The organism is Streptomyces sp. NPDC060002 (assembly GCF_042737245.1).
GTDB lineage: Bacteria > Actinomycetota > Actinomycetes > Streptomycetales > Streptomycetaceae > Streptomyces.
Genome location: NZ_JBHWUW010000074.1, coordinates 18,710 through 35,673, shown reverse-complemented (window position 1 = coordinate 35,673; position 16,964 = coordinate 18,710). Strand labels below are relative to the sequence as shown.

General features: G+C 73.2%; 16 protein-coding genes. 6 read left to right on the top strand and 10 right to left on the bottom strand.

The annotated features are described in order from the left end of the window. Positions 1-192: 192 nt before the first annotated feature. Both ACFWBD_RS37625 and ACFWBD_RS37620 read right to left on the bottom strand, forming a co-directional pair. Positions 193-852 carry a response regulator transcription factor gene (locus ACFWBD_RS37625; RefSeq protein ID WP_351759371.1) on the bottom strand — a complete coding sequence of 220 codons (660 nt, stop codon included), beginning with the start codon at positions 850-852 and terminating at the stop codon, positions 193-195. A 242-nt stretch (positions 853-1,094) separates the two neighbouring features. Then, entirely contained in the window at positions 1,095-1,763 is a 669-nt protein-coding gene (locus tag ACFWBD_RS37620; RefSeq protein ID WP_351759368.1) for a DUF3000 domain-containing protein, read from the bottom strand. Positions 1,764-1,972: 209 nt separating this feature from the next. On the opposite strand from ACFWBD_RS37620, the gene hemE reads away from it, so the two are divergent. Further along, entirely contained in the window at positions 1,973-3,040 is a 1,068-nt protein-coding gene (gene hemE / locus ACFWBD_RS37615; RefSeq protein ID WP_385677405.1) for a uroporphyrinogen decarboxylase, read from the top strand. Between the two features lie 6 nt (positions 3,041-3,046). Here the strand turns inward: hemE and ACFWBD_RS37610 are convergent, their stop codons facing one another. Further along, entirely contained in the window at positions 3,047-3,859 is an 813-nt protein-coding gene (locus ACFWBD_RS37610) for a rhomboid family intramembrane serine protease (RefSeq protein WP_385677402.1), read from the bottom strand. A 124-nt stretch (positions 3,860-3,983) separates the two neighbouring features. Here ACFWBD_RS37610 and ACFWBD_RS37605 point away from each other — a divergent pair, with 124 nt between their 5' ends. Further along, the gene (locus ACFWBD_RS37605; protein WP_385677399.1) at positions 3,984-4,253 is read left to right on the top strand and encodes a hypothetical protein; all 270 of its coding nucleotides are present in this window, start codon (positions 3,984-3,986) and stop codon (positions 4,251-4,253) included. Between the two features lie 88 nt (positions 4,254-4,341). Here ACFWBD_RS37605 and ACFWBD_RS37600 read toward each other — a convergent pair whose 3' ends face one another. Together ACFWBD_RS37600 and ACFWBD_RS37595 are read right to left on the bottom strand one after the other, a co-directional pair. Beyond that, a complete protein-coding gene (locus ACFWBD_RS37600; protein WP_385677396.1) occupies positions 4,342-5,724 on the bottom strand; it encodes an FAD-dependent oxidoreductase in 1,383 nt (460 codons plus the stop codon). 27 nt (positions 5,725-5,751) lie between these two features. Then, positions 5,752-6,813 (bottom strand): DUF4349 domain-containing protein, encoded by a 1,062-nt coding sequence (locus tag ACFWBD_RS37595; protein ID WP_385677393.1) that lies wholly within the window; start codon positions 6,811-6,813, stop codon positions 5,752-5,754. 159 nt (positions 6,814-6,972) lie between these two features. Here ACFWBD_RS37595 and hemG point away from each other — a divergent pair, with 159 nt between their 5' ends. Beyond that, the gene (gene hemG, locus ACFWBD_RS37590) at positions 6,973-8,436 is read left to right on the top strand and encodes a protoporphyrinogen oxidase (RefSeq protein WP_385677390.1); all 1,464 of its coding nucleotides are present in this window, start codon (positions 6,973-6,975) and stop codon (positions 8,434-8,436) included. Positions 8,437-8,441: 5 nt separating this feature from the next. Continuing rightward, on the top strand, positions 8,442-9,173 hold the full coding sequence (gene hemQ / locus ACFWBD_RS37585; protein WP_307165903.1) for a hydrogen peroxide-dependent heme synthase: 732 nt from the start codon (positions 8,442-8,444) through the stop codon (positions 9,171-9,173). Here hemQ and ACFWBD_RS37580 read toward each other — a convergent pair whose 3' ends face one another. The 5 genes from ACFWBD_RS37580 to ACFWBD_RS37560 form a co-directional block, all read right to left on the bottom strand. Then, the gene (locus ACFWBD_RS37580) at positions 9,174-10,784 is read right to left on the bottom strand and encodes an alpha/beta hydrolase (protein ID WP_385677387.1); all 1,611 of its coding nucleotides are present in this window, start codon (positions 10,782-10,784) and stop codon (positions 9,174-9,176) included. Positions 10,785-10,928: 144 nt separating this feature from the next. Further along, positions 10,929-11,693 carry a TIGR04222 domain-containing membrane protein gene (locus ACFWBD_RS37575; protein ID WP_385677384.1) on the bottom strand — a complete coding sequence of 255 codons (765 nt, stop codon included), beginning with the start codon at positions 11,691-11,693 and terminating at the stop codon, positions 10,929-10,931. A 100-nt stretch (positions 11,694-11,793) separates the two neighbouring features. After that, positions 11,794-12,570, bottom strand: coding sequence for a DUF4142 domain-containing protein (locus tag ACFWBD_RS37570; protein WP_385677381.1), 777 nt, complete (start codon positions 12,568-12,570; stop codon positions 11,794-11,796). 261 nt (positions 12,571-12,831) lie between these two features. Then, positions 12,832-14,241, bottom strand: coding sequence for a DUF692 domain-containing protein (locus ACFWBD_RS37565; protein ID WP_385677378.1), 1,410 nt, complete (start codon positions 14,239-14,241; stop codon positions 12,832-12,834). A 262-nt stretch (positions 14,242-14,503) separates the two neighbouring features. Continuing rightward, positions 14,504-15,259, bottom strand: a complete 756-nt coding sequence (locus ACFWBD_RS37560; protein WP_385677375.1) for a peptidyl-tRNA hydrolase — start codon at positions 15,257-15,259, stop codon at positions 14,504-14,506. Positions 15,260-15,285: 26 nt separating this feature from the next. Between ACFWBD_RS37560 and ACFWBD_RS37555 the strand changes: the two genes are divergently transcribed. Both ACFWBD_RS37555 and ACFWBD_RS37550 read left to right on the top strand, forming a co-directional pair. Then, positions 15,286-16,146, top strand: a complete 861-nt coding sequence (locus ACFWBD_RS37555) for an ATP-binding cassette domain-containing protein (RefSeq protein ID WP_385677372.1) — start codon at positions 15,286-15,288, stop codon at positions 16,144-16,146. Continuing rightward, positions 16,143-16,814 (top strand): ABC transporter, encoded by a 672-nt coding sequence (locus ACFWBD_RS37550; RefSeq protein ID WP_385677369.1) that lies wholly within the window; start codon positions 16,143-16,145, stop codon positions 16,812-16,814. Before ACFWBD_RS37555 ends, ACFWBD_RS37550 begins: the two co-directional genes overlap by 4 nt. Positions 16,815-16,964: the final 150 nt, after the last annotated feature.

The window sequence follows — 16,964 nt, the reverse complement described above, 5'->3', positions numbered from 1 at the left end:
TGCGGTGTTTTTGGGGGTTGGGCGGGCGCCCGCGGCGGGGGGGGGGGGGGGGGGGCCCCCGGAGGGTCGTAAACCAGTCAGGACGGTGAACGATGGGGAGAAGATCGGGAAGAAACCGGGCAGAGACGGGAGGAGCCGGGCGGGGGAGTGCGGGGCTTTCCCGGGGGATGCCCCGGGGTGCCGGGTGGGGTGTCAGTGGATGATGCCGGTCCGCAGGGCCACCGCGACCATGCCGGCGCGGTCGCCCGTGCCGAGCTTGCGGGCGATGCGGGCGAGGTGGCTCTTGACGGTCAGCGCGGACAGGCCCATGGAGACGCCGATCGCCTTGTTGGACTGGCCTTCCGCGACCAGTCGCAGCACCTCGACCTCGCGGCCGGAGAGCTCGCGGTAGCCACCCGGGTGACTCGGGGCACCCGGGGGGCGGCGGTGCATACGGGCGGCGGAGCCCATGGGGGCGGCACCGGGTCGGCTGGGGAGGCCGAGGTTGGTGCGGGTGCCGGTGACGACGTAGCCCTTGACGCCGCCCGCGAGGGCGTTGCGCACGGCGCCGATGTCGTCGGCGGCGGAGAGGGCGAGCCCGTTGGGCCAGCCCGCGGCGCGGGTCTCCGACAGCAGGGTGAGGCCGGAGCCGTCGGGCAGGTGGACGTCGGCGACGCAGATGTCGCGGGGGTTGCCGATGCGGGGACGAGCCTCCGCGATGGACGAGGCCTCGATGACGTCGCGCACACCGAGCGCCCACAGATGGCGGGTGACGGTGGAGCGTACGCGCGGGTCGGCCACGACCACCATGGCGGTGGGCTTGTTCGGGCGGTAGGCGACCAGGCTTGCGGGCTGCTCGAGGAGAACGGACACCAGGCCTCCTGGGTGGGGGACGGGAGCCGGCTCGCGGGGCTTGTGGGGAGGAAGCCGGGACGAACCGTGCTTTCAAGGTCACAGTCGTCTTCGGCAGCGAACCCGGGGTCCTTTAGAGAATGATCACGATCTAGTGAGTAACAATACGTGCAATTCGGACACGCGATCGATCATCCGAAGATCGAGTCGGTTTAAGTGGGCGTCTTACGGGATCGAAAATGGCCGTATCGACAAAGAGATGGTCAACGTGACTGGGGCCCCCTGCGCTGCGGCAGCGTCACCACCGACGCGTCCCCCGGACCGGCCGGCGGCAGCCCCGCCACCTGCGCCAGCAGATCGCACCAGGACGCCAGGTGCGCCCCCGCCTCCGGCACCCCGCCCAGCCCCTCGCGCGGCGTCCAGGAGGCCCTGATCTCGATCTGCGAGGTCGCCGGGCGCTCCGCCAGCCCGCCGAAGTAGTGCGAACTCGCGCGGGTGACGGTCCCGCTCGGCTCGCCGTACGTCAGCCCGCGCGCCTGGAGCGCGCCGGTCAGCCACGACCAGCACACCTCCGGCAGCAGCGGGTCCGCGGCCATCTCCGGCTCCAGTTCGGCCCGGACGAGGGTCACCAGCCGGAACGTTCCGTGCCAGGCGTCGTGCCCGGCCGGGTCGTGCAGCAGCACCAGCCGGCCGTCGGCCAGGTCCTGGTCGCCGTCCACGACCGTCGCCTCCAGTGCGTACGCGAACGGGGCGAGCCGCTTCGGGGCCGGTGTCGGCTCCACCTCGATCTGCGGCCGCAGCCGCGCCGCCCTCAGCTGGTCGACGGCGGCCCTGAACGGCGGTGGAGCCGACCTGGTCCCATCCGGGTCCCCCTCGTTCGCGTCATCCATCCCGCCAGCGCCGTCCGACAGTCGTCCCTGAGCCGCAGCCATGCGGGGAAGGTTAAGGGGAACGGGGCCTTCGCGCAGGGCAAGACACCCGTGCGGGGCTCGCGGACGGGTGCGCGCTGGGCGAACAGGCGCACGGACCGCGCACGCCCGAAGGCGCCAGGCACAGGCGGGGCGGCGGCGGGGGCGGGGCGGGGCGTGGGCACGGCAGGGGGCGGCCTCACCGCCCCCGGCGCCGTGCGAGACTTGCCGTCGTGAGTGCGAACGAGAGCCCGGCGGGCCGGCAGCCGACAGCGACCTACGACAGTGCCTTCCTGAAGGCGTGCAGGCGCGAACCGGTGCCGCACACGCCCGTGTGGTTCATGCGGCAGGCCGGGCGCTCACTGCCGGAGTACCGCAAGGTCCGCGAGGGCATCCCGATGCTCGAGTCCTGCATGCGGCCCGAGCTGGTCACCGAGATCACCCTCCAGCCGGTGCGCCGGCACGACGTGGACGCGGCGATCTACTTCAGCGACATCGTCGTCCCGCTCAAGGCCATCGGCATCGACCTCGACATCAAGCCGGGCGTCGGCCCGGTCGTCGAACGTCCGATCCGCACCCGCGCCGACCTCGCCCAGCTGCGCGACCTCACCCCCGAGGACGTCTCCTACGTCACCGAGGCCATCGGCCTGCTGACCGCCGAACTCGGCGCCACCCCCCTCATCGGTTTCGCGGGCGCTCCTTTCACCCTCGCGAGCTACCTCGTCGAGGGCGGTCCGTCCCGCACGTACGAGAACGCCAAGGCGATGATGTACGGCGACCCCGAACTCTGGGCCGACCTGCTCGACCGCCTCGCGGAGATCACGTCCGCCTTCCTGAAGGTGCAGATCGAGGCGGGCGCCAGCGCCGTCCAGCTCTTCGACTCCTGGGCAGGCGCCCTCGCCCCGGCCGACTACCGCCGCTCGGTGCTGCCCGCCTCCGCGAAGGTCTTCCGCGCGGTCGAGGGGTACGGCGTCCCGCGCATCCACTTCGGAGTGGGCACCGGCGAGCTGCTCGCGCTGATGGGCGAGGCCGGAGCGGACGTCGTCGGCGTCGACTGGCGCGTCCCGCTCGACGAGGCCGCCCGCCGGGTCGGCCCCGGCAAGGCGCTCCAGGGCAACCTCGACCCGACCGTGCTGTTCGCCGGCACGGAGGCCGTCGAGGCCAAGACCCGCGAGGTCCTCGACACGGCCACCGGCCTCGAGGGACACATCTTCAACCTCGGTCACGGCGTCATGCCGTCCACCGACCCGGACGCGCTCACCCGCCTCACCGAGTACGTCCACACGCAGACCGCCCGCTGACCCCTCTCACCAGGTGTGCCGGGGACGCGCCCGTCTGCCGAACAGCAGACCGCGCGGCTCCGGCGGCGGGGGAGTGCCCGGCTTGAGCGGCCAGGCGAGCAGCATGCCGGCGAGGAAGCCGACGACATGCGCCGCGTACGCCACGGTGCCCGCTCCAAAGACGCCCTCCCCGGAGGAGTACACCGCCTGGAGCACGAACCAGAAACCCAGCACCAGCCAGGCCGGCAGCCGCAACGGCAGAAACACCAGAAACGGGACGAGCACCCACACCCTGGCTTTCGGATACAGCACCAGATAGGCGCCCAGCACCCCCGCGATCGCCCCCGACGCGCCGATCAGCGGGTCGGTCGAGTCGGCGTTGAGCAGGGCGAAACCGTACGACGCCGCGTAGCCGCAGACGACGTAGAAGAGGGCGAAGCGCACGTGCCCCATGCGGTCCTCGATGTTGTTTCCGAAGATCAGCAGGAACAGCATGTTGCCCAACAGGTGCAGCCAGCCGCCGTGCAGGAACATCGCGCTGAGCACGCTCAGTGCCGGCGACTTGTCGTAGCCCGGCGGGGCCAGCGCACAGCCCGCGCCGCGCGCATCGCCGGTGGGGACGAGCTGCGGCAGCTGATGGTGGATCAACTCCCGTGGCACGGCGGCGTAGTGCTCCAGAAAGGCGTGCAGATGACACGTCTGGGCCAGGCTGCTGTCGCCCGCCGCTGAGCCCGACAGGCCGGGCATGAACAGGAAGACGAAGACGCTCGCCGCGATGAGGGCGTACGTCACCACCGGCGTGCGGCGCACGGGATTCACGTCATGGACGGGGATGACCACAGGGAAGTACTGCCCCCGATCCGTTCGGCGAACCGGTGAACGGGGATCCCCACGGGCGCGTATGAACCGTCAACTGCTCGCGGCACGAGGAAGGCGGGCCGCGAGGACGACGTGAGGAACAGGCATGAACGACCGAGTTACTCCCCCGATGCACGCCACTCCCGACGGCGAGGCGGAGATCTCCCTGGTGATCCGGCTGCCCTGGGAGGACGTGGCACGGCTCGGCCAGGAGGCCGGGCGGCTCGCCGCGCAGATGCAGCGGCCGGTGACGTTGGACGAGGCCGTCAGCAGCCGCCTGCGGTCGCGGCCGGCGCCGGCGGCGCACGCAAAGCCCGCGGAGCAGGCGCCCGCCGCGGCGGTGTCCGCCTTGCCGCGACTGAGTGGAACCGCTTGAGGAACGTTTGCGGGGTCCGGGTGCGCGGGGGCCCGGCCGCGCAGCGCCCCGCGCCCTTCGGGCCGGCCGCCCCGACGCCCGCGCCCGGCTAGGAGTTCCGTACCTTCGCCGACGCCTTTCTCGCCGCAACCAGTACGGGGTCCCACACCGGTGAGAACGGCGGCGCGTACCCGAGGTCCAGGGCCGTCATCTCTTCCACCGTCATGCCGGCCGTCAACGCCACCGCCGCGATGTCGACGCGTTTGCCCGCGCCCTCCCGTCCGACGATCTGCAGGCCCAGCAGCCGGCCCGTCCGCCGCTCGGCGAGCATCTTGACCGTCATGGGGGAGGCGCCGGGGTAGTAGCCGGCGCGGCTGGTCGACTCGATGGTCACCGCTTCGAACCGGAGGCCGGCGCGTCGGGCGTCCTTCTCACGGAGTCCGGTGCGGGCGATCTCCAGATCGCAGACCTTGCTGACGGCCGTGCCGACCACACCGGGGAAGGTGGCGTACCCGCCCCCGACGTTGGTGCCGATGACCTGGCCGTGCTTGTTGGCATGGGTGCCCAGGGCGATGTGGCGCTCCTGGCCCGAGACCAGATCCATGACCTCGACGCAGTCACCGCCGGCCCAGACACGTCCGTCGGCGAGAGGCCCGCGCACCCGCATCGCCAGGTCCGTGAGGAGCCCGCCGTGGGTGCCCAGGGGCAGACCCGCGGCCTTCGCGAGCCCGGTCTCCGGACGGACCCCGATGCCCAGCACGACCACGTCCGCCGGGTACTCGGCGTCCTCGGTGACCACCGCCCGTACGTGACCGTCCTCGGCGGTGCGCAGTGCGGTGACCTCGGTGTCGTTCACCATGGTGATGCCCAGGCCCTCCATGGCCCGGCGCACCAGCCGCCCCATGTCCGGGTCCAGGGTCGACATCGGCTCGCTGCCCCGGTTGACGACCGTCACCTGGTAGCCGCGCTTGATGAGCGCCTCGGCCATCTCCACACCGATGTAGCCCGCCCCCACGACCACGGCCCGCTTCCCCCGCGCGCGTGCCAGCGTGTCGATCAGCGCCTGTCCGTCGTCCAGGGTCTGCACCCCGTGCACGCCCTCCGCGTCCATGCCCGGCATGTCCGGCCGGATCGGGCGGGCCCCGGTCGCGATGACGAGCTTGTCGTACGACGTCCAGGACTCCGCCCCGGAATCCACCGCACGCGCGCGTACCCGCCGCCCCGCGACGTCGATCTCGGTGACCTCCGTGCGCAGCCGCAGGTCGATCCCCCGCGCGCGGTGTTCCTCGGGGGTGCGGGCGATCAGCTCGTCCCGCTCGGTGACGTCACCGCCCACCCAGTACGGGATGCCGCACGCGGAGTAGGACGTGAAGTGGCCGCGCTCGAAGGCCACGATCTCCAGCTCCCCGGGCTCCTTCAGACGGCGGGCCTGGGACGCCGCGGACATGCCCGCGGCGTCCCCGCCGATCACCACCAGTCGCTCGATGCTCATGCGAACACGCTACGGGGGACTCGCAGTTCAGTGCTGCCCGGGCTCACCCGTCTCGGCCCCGGTCTGCCCGGCCCCGGTCTGCCCGGCCCCGGTCTGCCCGGCCCCGGTCTGCCCGGCCTCGGCCTGCGCGGCCCCGGTCTGCCCCGGCACGCTCAACCGGGCCCAGTTCGCCTCTGCGGCCCGCCGCCGCGGCCGCACCAGCCGCAGCCACGCCAGCACGAGCAGGACGCCCACCGCGAGGAACGGCAGCGCCGCCCCGAACACGACGGCGATCCAGCGCAGCATCGTCACGAACGCGTCCCAGCCGCCCGCCAGCGCGTCCACGAACCCCGGGTCGTCGTCCTCGGCGGCCGGGACGGCCGGCTTCTCCGTCAGGGTCAGCGTGACGGTCGCCAGGCTCGTGCGGTCCTTCAGGGACGCCTGCTGGGCGAGCAGCGCCTCGAGGTCCCCCTCCCGGCTGCTCAACTCACCCTCCAGGGTGACCACGTCGCTCAGCTTGGTGGCCCGGTCCATCAGCTCGCGGACCCGGACGACGCTCGCGCGCTGCGAGGCGATGCGGCTCTCGACGTCGACGACCTGGTCGGTGACGTCCTGGGCCTTCGCCGTGCGCTCCAGGAGCTTCCCCGCGCCCTGGAGAGCGGCGAGGACGTCGTCGTACTTCTCCACCGGCACCCGCAGCACCACCCGGGTCCGCTCGGCGCCGTCCTCGTCCCGCGCGGTCGTCTCGTCGCCGACGTAGCCGCCGGCGTTCTCGGTGGTCGCGCGAGCCTCGTCCAGCGCCTTCGGCACGTCCTTGACCTGCACGGTCAGGGAGGCGGTGCGGATGATCCGGTTGACGGTGAGATCCGGTGCGGCGGTGGCCTTCGAGCCGCTCGAGCCCGCGCCCTCCCTCGCGTCCTGCGCGGCGTCCGCGTCACCGGCGCCGGCCTCCCCGACGGCGGCCTTGTCGGCCGTGCTGCTCGCGCCCGAGTCGCTCGCGCCGCTGCATCCGGCGAGCGCGAGGGCTGCGGCCAGCAGGATCCCGGCCACGGCGTGGGAGGGCCGTGCGGAACGTCGTACGGAGCGTCCTGCGGAACGTCGTGTGCGCATGTGGGTGTACCCCCGAGATGGTGACGACTGTGACGTTCCTTCGACGCCCGGGCGGGCCGGGACGTTGGCGGCGATCGGTTCCGAACAGGTCACGGTCGGGACGCGGGGAGGACACCGGGCCGCGACGGGGGTGTCAGTGGGGTCTGAGAGAGTGGACGCATGAGCTCAACGGGTACGGGCACGGGGCGGCACGTCGTCGTCATCGGCGCCGGGATCGCCGGGCTGGCCGCCGCCCACCGGCTGCTGGTGCGCGGGGCGCGGGTGACCGTCCTCGAGGCCTCCGACCGGGTGGGAGGCAAGCTGCTGCCCGGCGAGATCGCGGGCGTGCGCGTGGACTTCGGCGCCGAGTCGATGCTGGCCCGCCGGCCCGAGGCGGTCGCCCTCGCGCGCGAGGTGGGCCTCTCCGACCGCCTTCGGCCGCCGGCCACCGCGACGGCCTCGATCTGGACCCGCGGCGCGCTGCGCCCCATGCCCAAGGGCCACGTCATGGGCGTGCCGGGCACGGCTGCCGCCCTCGCCGGAGTCCTCTCCGACGAAGGGCTGGCCCGGATCGAGCGCGACGCGGACCTGCCCCGCACCGAGGTCGGGGACGACGTGGCGGTCGGGGAGTACGTGGCGGCACGCCTGGGCCGCGAGGTCGTCGACCGGCTCATCGAACCGCTGCTCGGCGGGGTGTACGCCGGCGACGCCTACCGGATCTCGATGCGCTCCGCCGTCCCGCAGCTCTACGAGGCGGCACGGACCCACACCTCGCTGACGGAGGCCGTCCGCGAGATCCAGGCGAAGGCTGTCGCGGGCCGGCAGACCGGCCCGGTGTTCATGGGCGTCGAGGGCGGTGTCGGCTCCCTGCCGCTCGCGGTCGCCGAGTCCGTGGCGGCGCGCGGCGGCGAGATCCACACGCGCGTACCCGTGACCGCACTGCGCCGCGCGCCCGGCGGAGGCTGGCGCGTCACCGCGGGGGAGCGGGTGCTGCACGCCGACGCCGTGGTCGTCGCCGTGCCCGCGCCGGCCGCCGCCGCGCTGCTGGCCGCCGAGTCGCCCGAGGCCGCCGCCGCGCTGGGCACGGTGGAGTACGCCTCCATGGCCCTGGTCACCCTCGCCTACCGGCGCGCCGACACCGCCGACGTCCTGCCCGACGGCAGCGGTTTCCTCGTCCCGCCCGTCGACGGGCGCACCATCAAGGCGTCCACCTTCGCCTCCCAGAAGTGGGGCTGGATCGCCGACGAGGACCCGGACACGGTCGTGCTGCGCACCTCCGTGGGGCGGTACGGCGAGACGGAGATCTTGGGTCGCGACGACGCCGGCCTCGTCGACGTCTCCCGGCACGACCTGCGCGCGGCCACGGGTCTGGACGCCACGCCCCTGGAAACCCGCGTCACCCGCTGGACGGACGGCCTGCCGCAGTACCCGGTCGGCCACCACGCGCGCGTGGCCCGCATCCGCGAGCACGTCGCCGAGCTCCCGGGCCTCGCGGTCTGCGGCGCCCCGTACGACGGCGTGGGCATCCCGGCCTGCATCGCGAGCGCGTACGCCGCGGTCGACCAGCTCGGCGGCGACCTGAGCGCCGTACGGGAGCTCGCGGCCAACCCGGTGCAAAGCCTGCACGGCGGAGCGGGAGAATGAGAGCCATGAGTGACGACGCCCCCACCACCGAGTCCGGCAGGGTCCCGAACAAGGGCAAGCTGGCCAAGGACCTCAACGAGGTCATCCGCTACACGCTGTGGTCCGTCTTCAAGCTGAAGGACGTGCTCCCCGAGGACCGCGCGGGCTACGCCGACGAGGTCCAGGAGCTGTTCGACCAGCTCGCCGCCAAGGACGTGACGATCCGCGGCACGTACGACGTGTCCGGCCTGCGTGCCGACGCCGACGTCATGATCTGGTGGCACGCCGAGACCGCCGACCAGCTCCAGGAGGCGTACAACCTCTTCCGCCGCACCCGGCTGGGCCGCGCCCTGGAGCCGGTCTGGTCGAACATGGCGCTGCACCGCCCCGCCGAGTTCAACCGCTCGCACATCCCGGCGTTCCTCGCCGACGAGACGCCCCGCAACTACGTGAGCGTCTACCCCTTCGTGCGCTCCTACGACTGGTACCTGCTGCCCGACGAGGACCGTCGCCGCATGCTCGCCGACCACGGCAAGATGGCCCGCGGCTACCCGGACGTCCGCGCCAACACCGTCGCCTCGTTCTCGCTGGGCGACTACGAGTGGCTCCTGGCCTTCGAGGCCGACGAGCTGTACCGCATCGTCGACCTCATGCGCCACCTGCGCGCCTCGGAGGCCCGCATGCACGTCCGCGAGGAGGTCCCGTTCTACACGGGCCGTCGCAAGGACCTCACGGAGCTGGTCGCGGGCCTCGCCTGATCAGCTCCCCGGCCGGGCGGCGCGCTCCGCGGGGGCGACCGCCGGCTCGGGTTCCGGGTGCGGTGCGCATGCCGCGCGCCGCACCGGGAGGCGGCCTTCCAGCAGGTACGCCTCCAGGTGGCCGTTGACACACCGGTTCGGGCCGCCCGCGATGCCGTGCGTGCCGGCGTCCCGCTCGGTCACCAGCACCGAGCCCGTCAGCCGCCGGTGCATCTCCAGCGCCCCGGCGTAGGGCGCGGCGGCGTCCCGTTCGGAGGCCAGGATCAGCGTCGGCGGCAGCTCGCCCGGACCGCTCCGCACGTCGACCGGCTGCTGCCGGGGCGCCGGCCAGTACGCGCACGGCAGGTTCGCCCACACGTTGTCCCACGTCTCGAACGGCGCGACGCGCGCCAGCCGCGTGTTGTCGCGGTCCCACACCCTCCAGTCCGTCGGCCAGGACGCGTCGTTGCACTCCACGGCCGTGTACACGGCGTTGGCGTTCTCCGCCTCCGCGGCGGCCTCCCGCACCGGACCGGCCTGCGCGATCAACTGCTTCGGATCGCCCTTCAGATACTCCGACAGCGCCTGCGCCCGGGCGGGCCAGTAGTCGTCGTAGTACCCGGCCTGGAGGAACGCGCCCTGGAGCTGTCCCGGCCCCACCTTCCCGCCGGCCGGCTCCGCGGCCAGCATGGCGCGCGCCCGTTCGTAGCTGTTCAGCACCGCCTCCGCCGTGCCGCCCAGGCCGTACACGTCGTCGTGCTTCGCGACCCACTCCCGGAAGTCCGTCCAGCGGCTCTCGAACGCCGCCGACTGGTCGAGGTTGTTGCGGTACCAGATCTGCGCCGGGTCCGGGTTCACGGCCGCGTCGAACACCATCCGCCGCACGTGGGAGGGGAACAGCGTCGCGTAGACCCCCCCGAAGTAGGTGCCGTACGACGCCCCCATGAACGTCAGCCGCTCCTCGCCGAGCGCGGCGCGCAGCACGTCCAGGTCGCGGGCGTTGTTGAGCGAGTTGTAGTGCCGCAGTGCGCTGCCCGCCCGCTTCGCACAGCCCTGCGCGTACGCCTTCGCCTGCGCGATGCGCTCCCGCTTGTACGACTCCGAGGGGTGGTCCGGGGCGGGGGCGGGGCCCTTGAAGAAGCGCTTGGGATCCTGGCAGGACAGCGGCGCCGAACGGCCGACCCCGCGCGGGTCGTAGCCGACGAGGTCGTAGGCCGCCCCGATCCGCTTCCACTCCGGCAGCAGTCCGATCAGCGGGAAGTACAGGCCCGAGCCGCCGGGGCCGCCCGGGTTGAAGACCAGCGCGCCCTGCCGGGGCACCCGGCGCTTGCTGTTGTGCGGGTCCCGGTGGGTGGCCCGCACCCGGCTGACGGTGAGCTCGATCTGCTTGCCGTTCGGGGCCGCGTAGTCGAGCGGGACGGAGACGGTGCCGCACTGCATGCTGCCGGGCAGGTCCTGCGCGTCCGAGCAGTTCCCGAAGTCGACGCCCTTCGCCGCGGCCCGCGCGGCGGCCGGCGCGACACCGGCCGAGCCGGACAGTTTGCCGGCGTTCGGGGCGCCGCCCGCCGGGACGGCGGAGAGGGCGGTCAGGAGGAGGGCTCCTGCGGCCGAGTGGAGGGCGGCGGCTCTCATCGGGTGTCCCTTCGGTGCACGGCGGCGACACAAGGGATGGTTGGTTCGACCGTGGGTGAAGGCAAGCACCATCGGCGGGTGTCGGCGCCAATGCCCCTTGTGCGCCCCCCCGGTGGTCGAGCGCGCCCTGCCTCAGTCCCGGCCCTACTGCTCACGATGAGCGAAGGCCGCCCGCAGGTCCGGCTCGCCCACCGCGCGGATCCCGCGTACGGCGACGGAGGTCAGGTACGTGCGGTCGTCCCCCGGGCGGCCGGCCCGCCGGGCCAGCGCGCCCAGCAGCCGCTGCCCGGCCGGGGAGGCCCACCGCGAGTACGGATGCACCTCCACCCGCGCTGTGGCGAGACAGCTCAGCGTGAGTGCCAGGGGCAGTGCGAACCAGAGCGCGACGAGGTTGCGGGGCATGTCCGGGGTGGCGGGGACCAGCAGTGCGGTGACGCCCAGCGCGAGGACGGCCACGGCGGCGACCCGCACCTGACGCACCCCGGCCGCGACTGTCGTACGGGCCCCGTCGGGCACCGCGAGACCGGCGCGGACCAGCCGGTCGGCCAGGCCGCCCACCGCGTCCGCGGCAGCGGCCGCCGCCCGCGCCGGGGCGATGAGGGACTGTCCCTCGGGCCCGATGGCCCCTATGACCGACCGCTCCATCTCGTCGCGCCCGCGCGGGTCCACGACGGTTGCCCAGCCGGTACGGGCGAGCACCAGCCGCCGCTGCCGCGCCATGGAGACCATGGTCAGGTCGGCGACCCTGCGCGGGCCGCCGGACAGGAAGGCCGCCTCGTAGAGCGTCAGATCATGCCCCTGGCCCGCGCTCTCGTCGACGGCCGCCGCCCTTACGGCGGCCAGGCACAGCCGTGTGCACGCCGCACCCGCGACGGCCCATGCCAGCACCAGGAGAAGCACCCAGACCATGCCGCGTTTCTATGCCATGTGCCCCGAGAAACGCCATGCCCTCTCCACCATCCGGACCGAGCGTTGTGGATATGTGACGTTCCGCTTGCCTTCGCGGACGTCAGCTGCCGGGTGGCGGGCTGGTCGCGGCCGGGGGGAGCGTGTAGGTGGGATACGGCGACGGCGCCACCGGCACGGCCGACCCGGGGTCGGCCGTCGGACCCGGCGGGCCCGGGGAGCGGGTGATCGGCGGCGTGCTGCCGGCGGCCATGTCCCGGGCGAGGGCGTCGAAGTCGACGAACCCGGTGGCCTCCAGGATCTTGATGTGGTCCAGCACGGTGGTGTTGGCGTCGTCGGCGAGCTCGCGCACCAGCGAGTTGCGGGTACTGGCCCGCACCTGGGCGACGACGGAGAACACCCGGCCGTGCGCGAGACGCAGGATGTTGGCGAACTTCCAGTCGTACTGCTCGCCCTGCGCCGCGTCGAGCTCGCTCAGCCAGCCCTTCTGCTGGTCGTTGGGCTCGTTCGGCAGCGCGAGGCCCAGTCGGGAGGCGACGGTGCGCGCCCGCTCGTCCAGGAAGGTGTGCCCCTCGACCAGGTGCCTGCCCGCCGTCCGTACGGCCTCGGTCGTGCCCTTCGTCTGCGCCTGCCGGCCGGCGGGCAGCTCCCACAGCCCCGCCAGCCGGACCTTCGTGACGAACTCCCGGTCCAGCGCGGACAACGGCCCGTACTGCGTCGACACCGTCTGCGCGTTCAGCACGTCCACTGCGGTGCCCGACCGGTCGGCGTACGACCAGATCGGGAAGACCAGCGCCGCGAGGGTCGCCGCCAGGCCCGTGATGATGAGCCCGGTGCCGCTGAAGATGCCTCTGCCCTGGATGGGGGGTCGCGGCCGCATGGGTGCCTCCTGCTCGCGGCACTGCACGCTAGTGCGCTTTCGGTTGCGGGACTGGCTGGCATGTTACTGCGCCTGCACTGCCAACTGCCATACGGGGGCAAACGGTTACAACGGGAGCATCACGGGCGAAACGTGAGGACCGGAAGAGGCTCCAAAGCGGGAGAAACAGTGTGGAAACGGCGAGGGAACGGTTACGGTGCGCGTCGCGGGTGGCGGGGTGTTAACCCCGGCACATTCGGGCGGCCCACGGGCCCGGATCTCTCACCGCCGTATCAACGTCCGCCCTACCCGTCCCACCTGCCCCAGCCGTGACTTCGGCCTCGGGTCGGGGCCCGAGCGGTCCAGCCACCAGCGGCGCAGTTCACGACGGGCCCGGCCCCCCGCCAGCCGTCCGCCCAGGAGCGTCGCCTCGGCGAAGTCGAGAGCATCCTGCCGGTAGCCGCCGTGCATCGGATGCCCTTGGGCGTACGCGAGGAACGCGGTGCGGTAACCGCTTCCGAGAATCAGCGGCAGTTCCGGGGCCACCTTCGCCACCACATCCGCCCGCTTCGCCGCCAGCGCCCGGGACTGTACGCCGAGGCGCACCCGGTCGAAGCCCTCGGGGACCGGTGTCCCCGCGACCAGTGCGGACAGCAGGGAGGCCTGCGCGAGACCGAGGCGCCGACGCGTGGCCTCGCCGAGGGCGGTCGGAGCCGGCTCCGGGGCGCGCGGGGCGGATTCGCCACCGGCCCCGGCCTCGGGCCCGGGCCCGGTCTCAGCCCCAGCCCCAGCCCCAGCCCCCGGTCCTGTCTCCGTCGCGTCGTGCGACCTCGCGCTCGCACGAGCTCGTGCGACGGCACCCTCCTGCCCGCCGGCCTCGACTGCTGCCCTGATCGTGCCCAACTCCCGCTCCAGCTCCGCAGGCTCGGGGAAGTTCTCGTCCCGCTCCAGCAGCACCCCCGGCGGCGACACCCGGGACGCGAGGTCGGTGAGGATGTCGAGGACCGGCCGCGGTACCGGGTGGGCGTGGCTGTCGTGCCAGACGCCGTCCCGCTCGAAACCGCCCGCGACATGGACGTAGGCGATGGCCTCCAGGGGCAGTTCGGCGAGCGCCTTGGCGGGGTCCTCGCCCCGGTTGACGTGGTTGGTGTGCAGGTTGGCCACGTCGATGAGCAGCCGTACGCCGGTGCGGTCGGCCAGCTCGTACAGGAACTGTCCCTCGGTCATCTCCTCGCCCGGCCATGCGATGAGCGCGGCGATGTTCTCGACGGCGAGCGGCACGGGCAGCGCGTCCTGCGCGATGCGCACGTTCTCGCACAGCACGTCGAGGGCGTCACGGGTGCGTGGCACGGGCAGCAGATGCCCGGCCTCGAGCCGCGGGGACGCCGTCAGGTGGCCGCCCGCGCGGACGAACGCGATGTGCTCGGTGACAAGCGGCGAACCCAGTGCCTCGGCCCGCTCGGCGAGCGCGGCCAGCCGTCCCGCGTCGGGCCGCTCCGCATCGCCCAGTCCGAGCGAGACGCCGTGCGGGATCACGGTGACCCCGCGCTCGCGCAGCCGTAGCAGCGAGTCGGGCAGATGCCCGGGACACACGTTCTCGGCGACGGCCTCGACCCAGTCGATGCCCGGCATGCGCTCCACGGCGTCCGCTATCTCCGGCCGCCAGCCGATCCCCGTCCCCAGTCGCCTCATGGTCCCCGCCTCCTACGTGCCCCCTGCGTGGTGACGGTGGTATGGCCCCGCCACCGCCTCCCGAACCGCCCGCCGCCCTCCTTCAGAGCAACATTTGAGGTTCGGGCCACAGGGCTGGGGAGGCCGCGGCGGCGTCAGGCGTCAGGCGAGACGTCAGGTGTCAGGCGAGGCGTCAGGTGTCAGGCGAGGCGTCAGGCGAGGCGTCAGGCGTCAGACTGCGGGGGCAGGGGCAGGGGCAGGGGCAGGGGCAGGAGGCCCGGGGCTAGCCGACGGTCCGCAGGGCCGGGTGGTCCGCGACCACCGTGCAACTGCCCGGCGCGATCTCGGTGAACCCCGCGTCCCGCACCAGCGGCAGTCCGCTCTCCGTCAGCTCACGCCACCGTCGCGGCTCAGCGGTCCGCACGGCGAGCGGAAAACCCGCCTCGCGCCACATGGTCCGCTCCTCGTCCGACAGCTCCCACCAGGCGAGCTGCGCGCCGTGCCCGGCCTGCGCCATCGCCTTGCCCGCGGACATGCCGACCTCGGGGTTCTGCCAGATCACCGGAGCCGTCGGATCGATGTCGACCGGCGGCTCCGGGTCCTCGAGATCGGTTCCGGAAACCTGGAGCTTCGCCAGGTCCTTGGGCCAGCCGTCCAGCGGAACGGGCGGGAAAACCCTTACTTCCGCCGCCTTGCCCGTGACCGTGATGCCGGGCAGCGCCTCCGCCCGCCGCCACTCGGCGCCCCGCGCCCGCCGCACCACCTTGCGGATCCGGGCGTCCTGCCAGTCACGCACGGCCGCCGACCACTCGCCGTCGCCCAGCGCCCGCTCGTCGGCGAGCAGGGTCAGCACGGCGCGCGCGGCCGTCTCCAGCGCATCCGTGCGCGCCGGCGGGTCGGCACGCTCGATACGGACCACCAACGGCAGGACGAACTGCGGAGCCTCGTCCCGTATCGAAGGCTCGGAGCGGAACGGGCTGTCGCCGGGAACGGCCGGATCACTGGTCACGTCCTCCAGTCTGCCAGGTGGAAGATCCATGCATCCGCGGTGAAAGGACGGTCCGCATGCCACGCGAGCTACGGCTGGAGGCCGTGGGCCGCCGCTACGGCGTTAGCGGCCCCTGGGTGCTACGCGACGTGCATCTGAACCCGGCTCCCGCCGCCCTCACCCGCATCGAGGGCCCCAACGGAACCGGGAAGTCCACCCTGCTGCGCCTGCTCGCCCGCATCGACGCCCCGACCGAGGGCAGGGTCACAGGCGCTCCCCGCACCGCCTACGTTCCCGAACGTTTCCCCGCCGCCCTCCCCTTCACCGCCCTCGGCTACCTCACCCATCTCGGCGCGGTCCACGGCCTGTCCCGTACGGCGGCCGAACGTGCCGCGGGCGACTGGCTGGACCGCTTCGGCGCCACCGCACACGCCCACACCCCGATGAGCCGCCTTTCCAAGGGCAGCAGCCAGAAGGTCGCCGTGGCGCAAGCACTCCTCGCCGAACCGGAGTTGCTGATCCTGGACGAAGCCTGGACCGGACTCGACACCGACGCGCGCGCCGAACTCGAACGTGCCGTCGCCGAGCGGACGGCCGCCGGAGCGGCCGTCGTCCTCGTCGACCACGACCCCCGCCGCCTCGCCGGGCGGGCGGACGCCGAGTACACCGTCCGCGACGGCACCCTCCACCGCCGGACCGCGGCGGAGCCGACCACCGTGCCCGACGGTCCCCACATGACCATCGAGGTGCACGGCCCGACCGCCTCGCTCCCACCGGAGGCGCTCCGGCTGGCCACCGTCACCGAGGAGACGGCCGACCGCACCCACCGGCTCACCGTCCCCGCCTCCCACTCCGACGTACTGCTCCGCGTCCTGCTGACCGCCCGCCCGCCGTGGCACGTGGTGAGCGTCCGTCAGGACGGGAGCCCGCGCCGATGACCGCCCTCCTGCGCTATCAGGCCGCTCTGCTCCTGCGCTCACAGCGCTGGTTGCCCCCGTTCCTCCTCTACGCCGTCTTCCTGGGCATCGGCGTGCAGGGAGGCCAGCCGCTGCTGGACTCGCTCGGCTACACGGCCGCGTTCCTGCTGCCCGTGGCCGCCTGGCTGGTGCGGATCTGCGTCACCAACGAGCCCCCGGCCGCCCGCACCGTCGTCGCGGCGGCGGTCGGGCCCGGTCGGGCGCACCTGGCCTGTGTCCTGGTCGCGTTGACCACCGCCGTCGTGCTCGGTACGACGGCGACTGTGACGGTCACGCTCATCAGCGACCCGGTCGGCAGCGACCACCACAAGCGTGTTCCCGTCCTGGAGGCCGCCGGCGCCGGACTCCTCGCCGTCCTGACCTGCGCCCTGCTCGGCGCGGCCGTCGGCGCGCTCACCGCCTGGCCCGTGCTGCGCTCGCCCGGCCGCGCGGTCCCCGCACTGCTGCTGGCGGCCCTGCTGGCGCTGGTGGTAACCGGTTCCCCGGCGCAGGCGGCGGTGAGCGACCTGGTCGGCGGCTCCCACTCGGCGACCGTCCACATGCCGCTCCTGCCCGTGGCCGCGGCAGCCCTGCTGGGCACCGCGGCGACGGCCGTCGCGTGCGCGCTCACGTCACGCCGAGCGCCGTGAGCAGGGGGAAGAGGTCGGGGAAAGCGATTACGTATCAATAGACGATCGCGCGCCGGCGATGTCCGGTGGTAACCGATTACGGCTCAGCAAGCGAACCGGCGTGCGCTGATGACCGGGTAACCGATTACGCATCGGAGAGACGATCGCGCG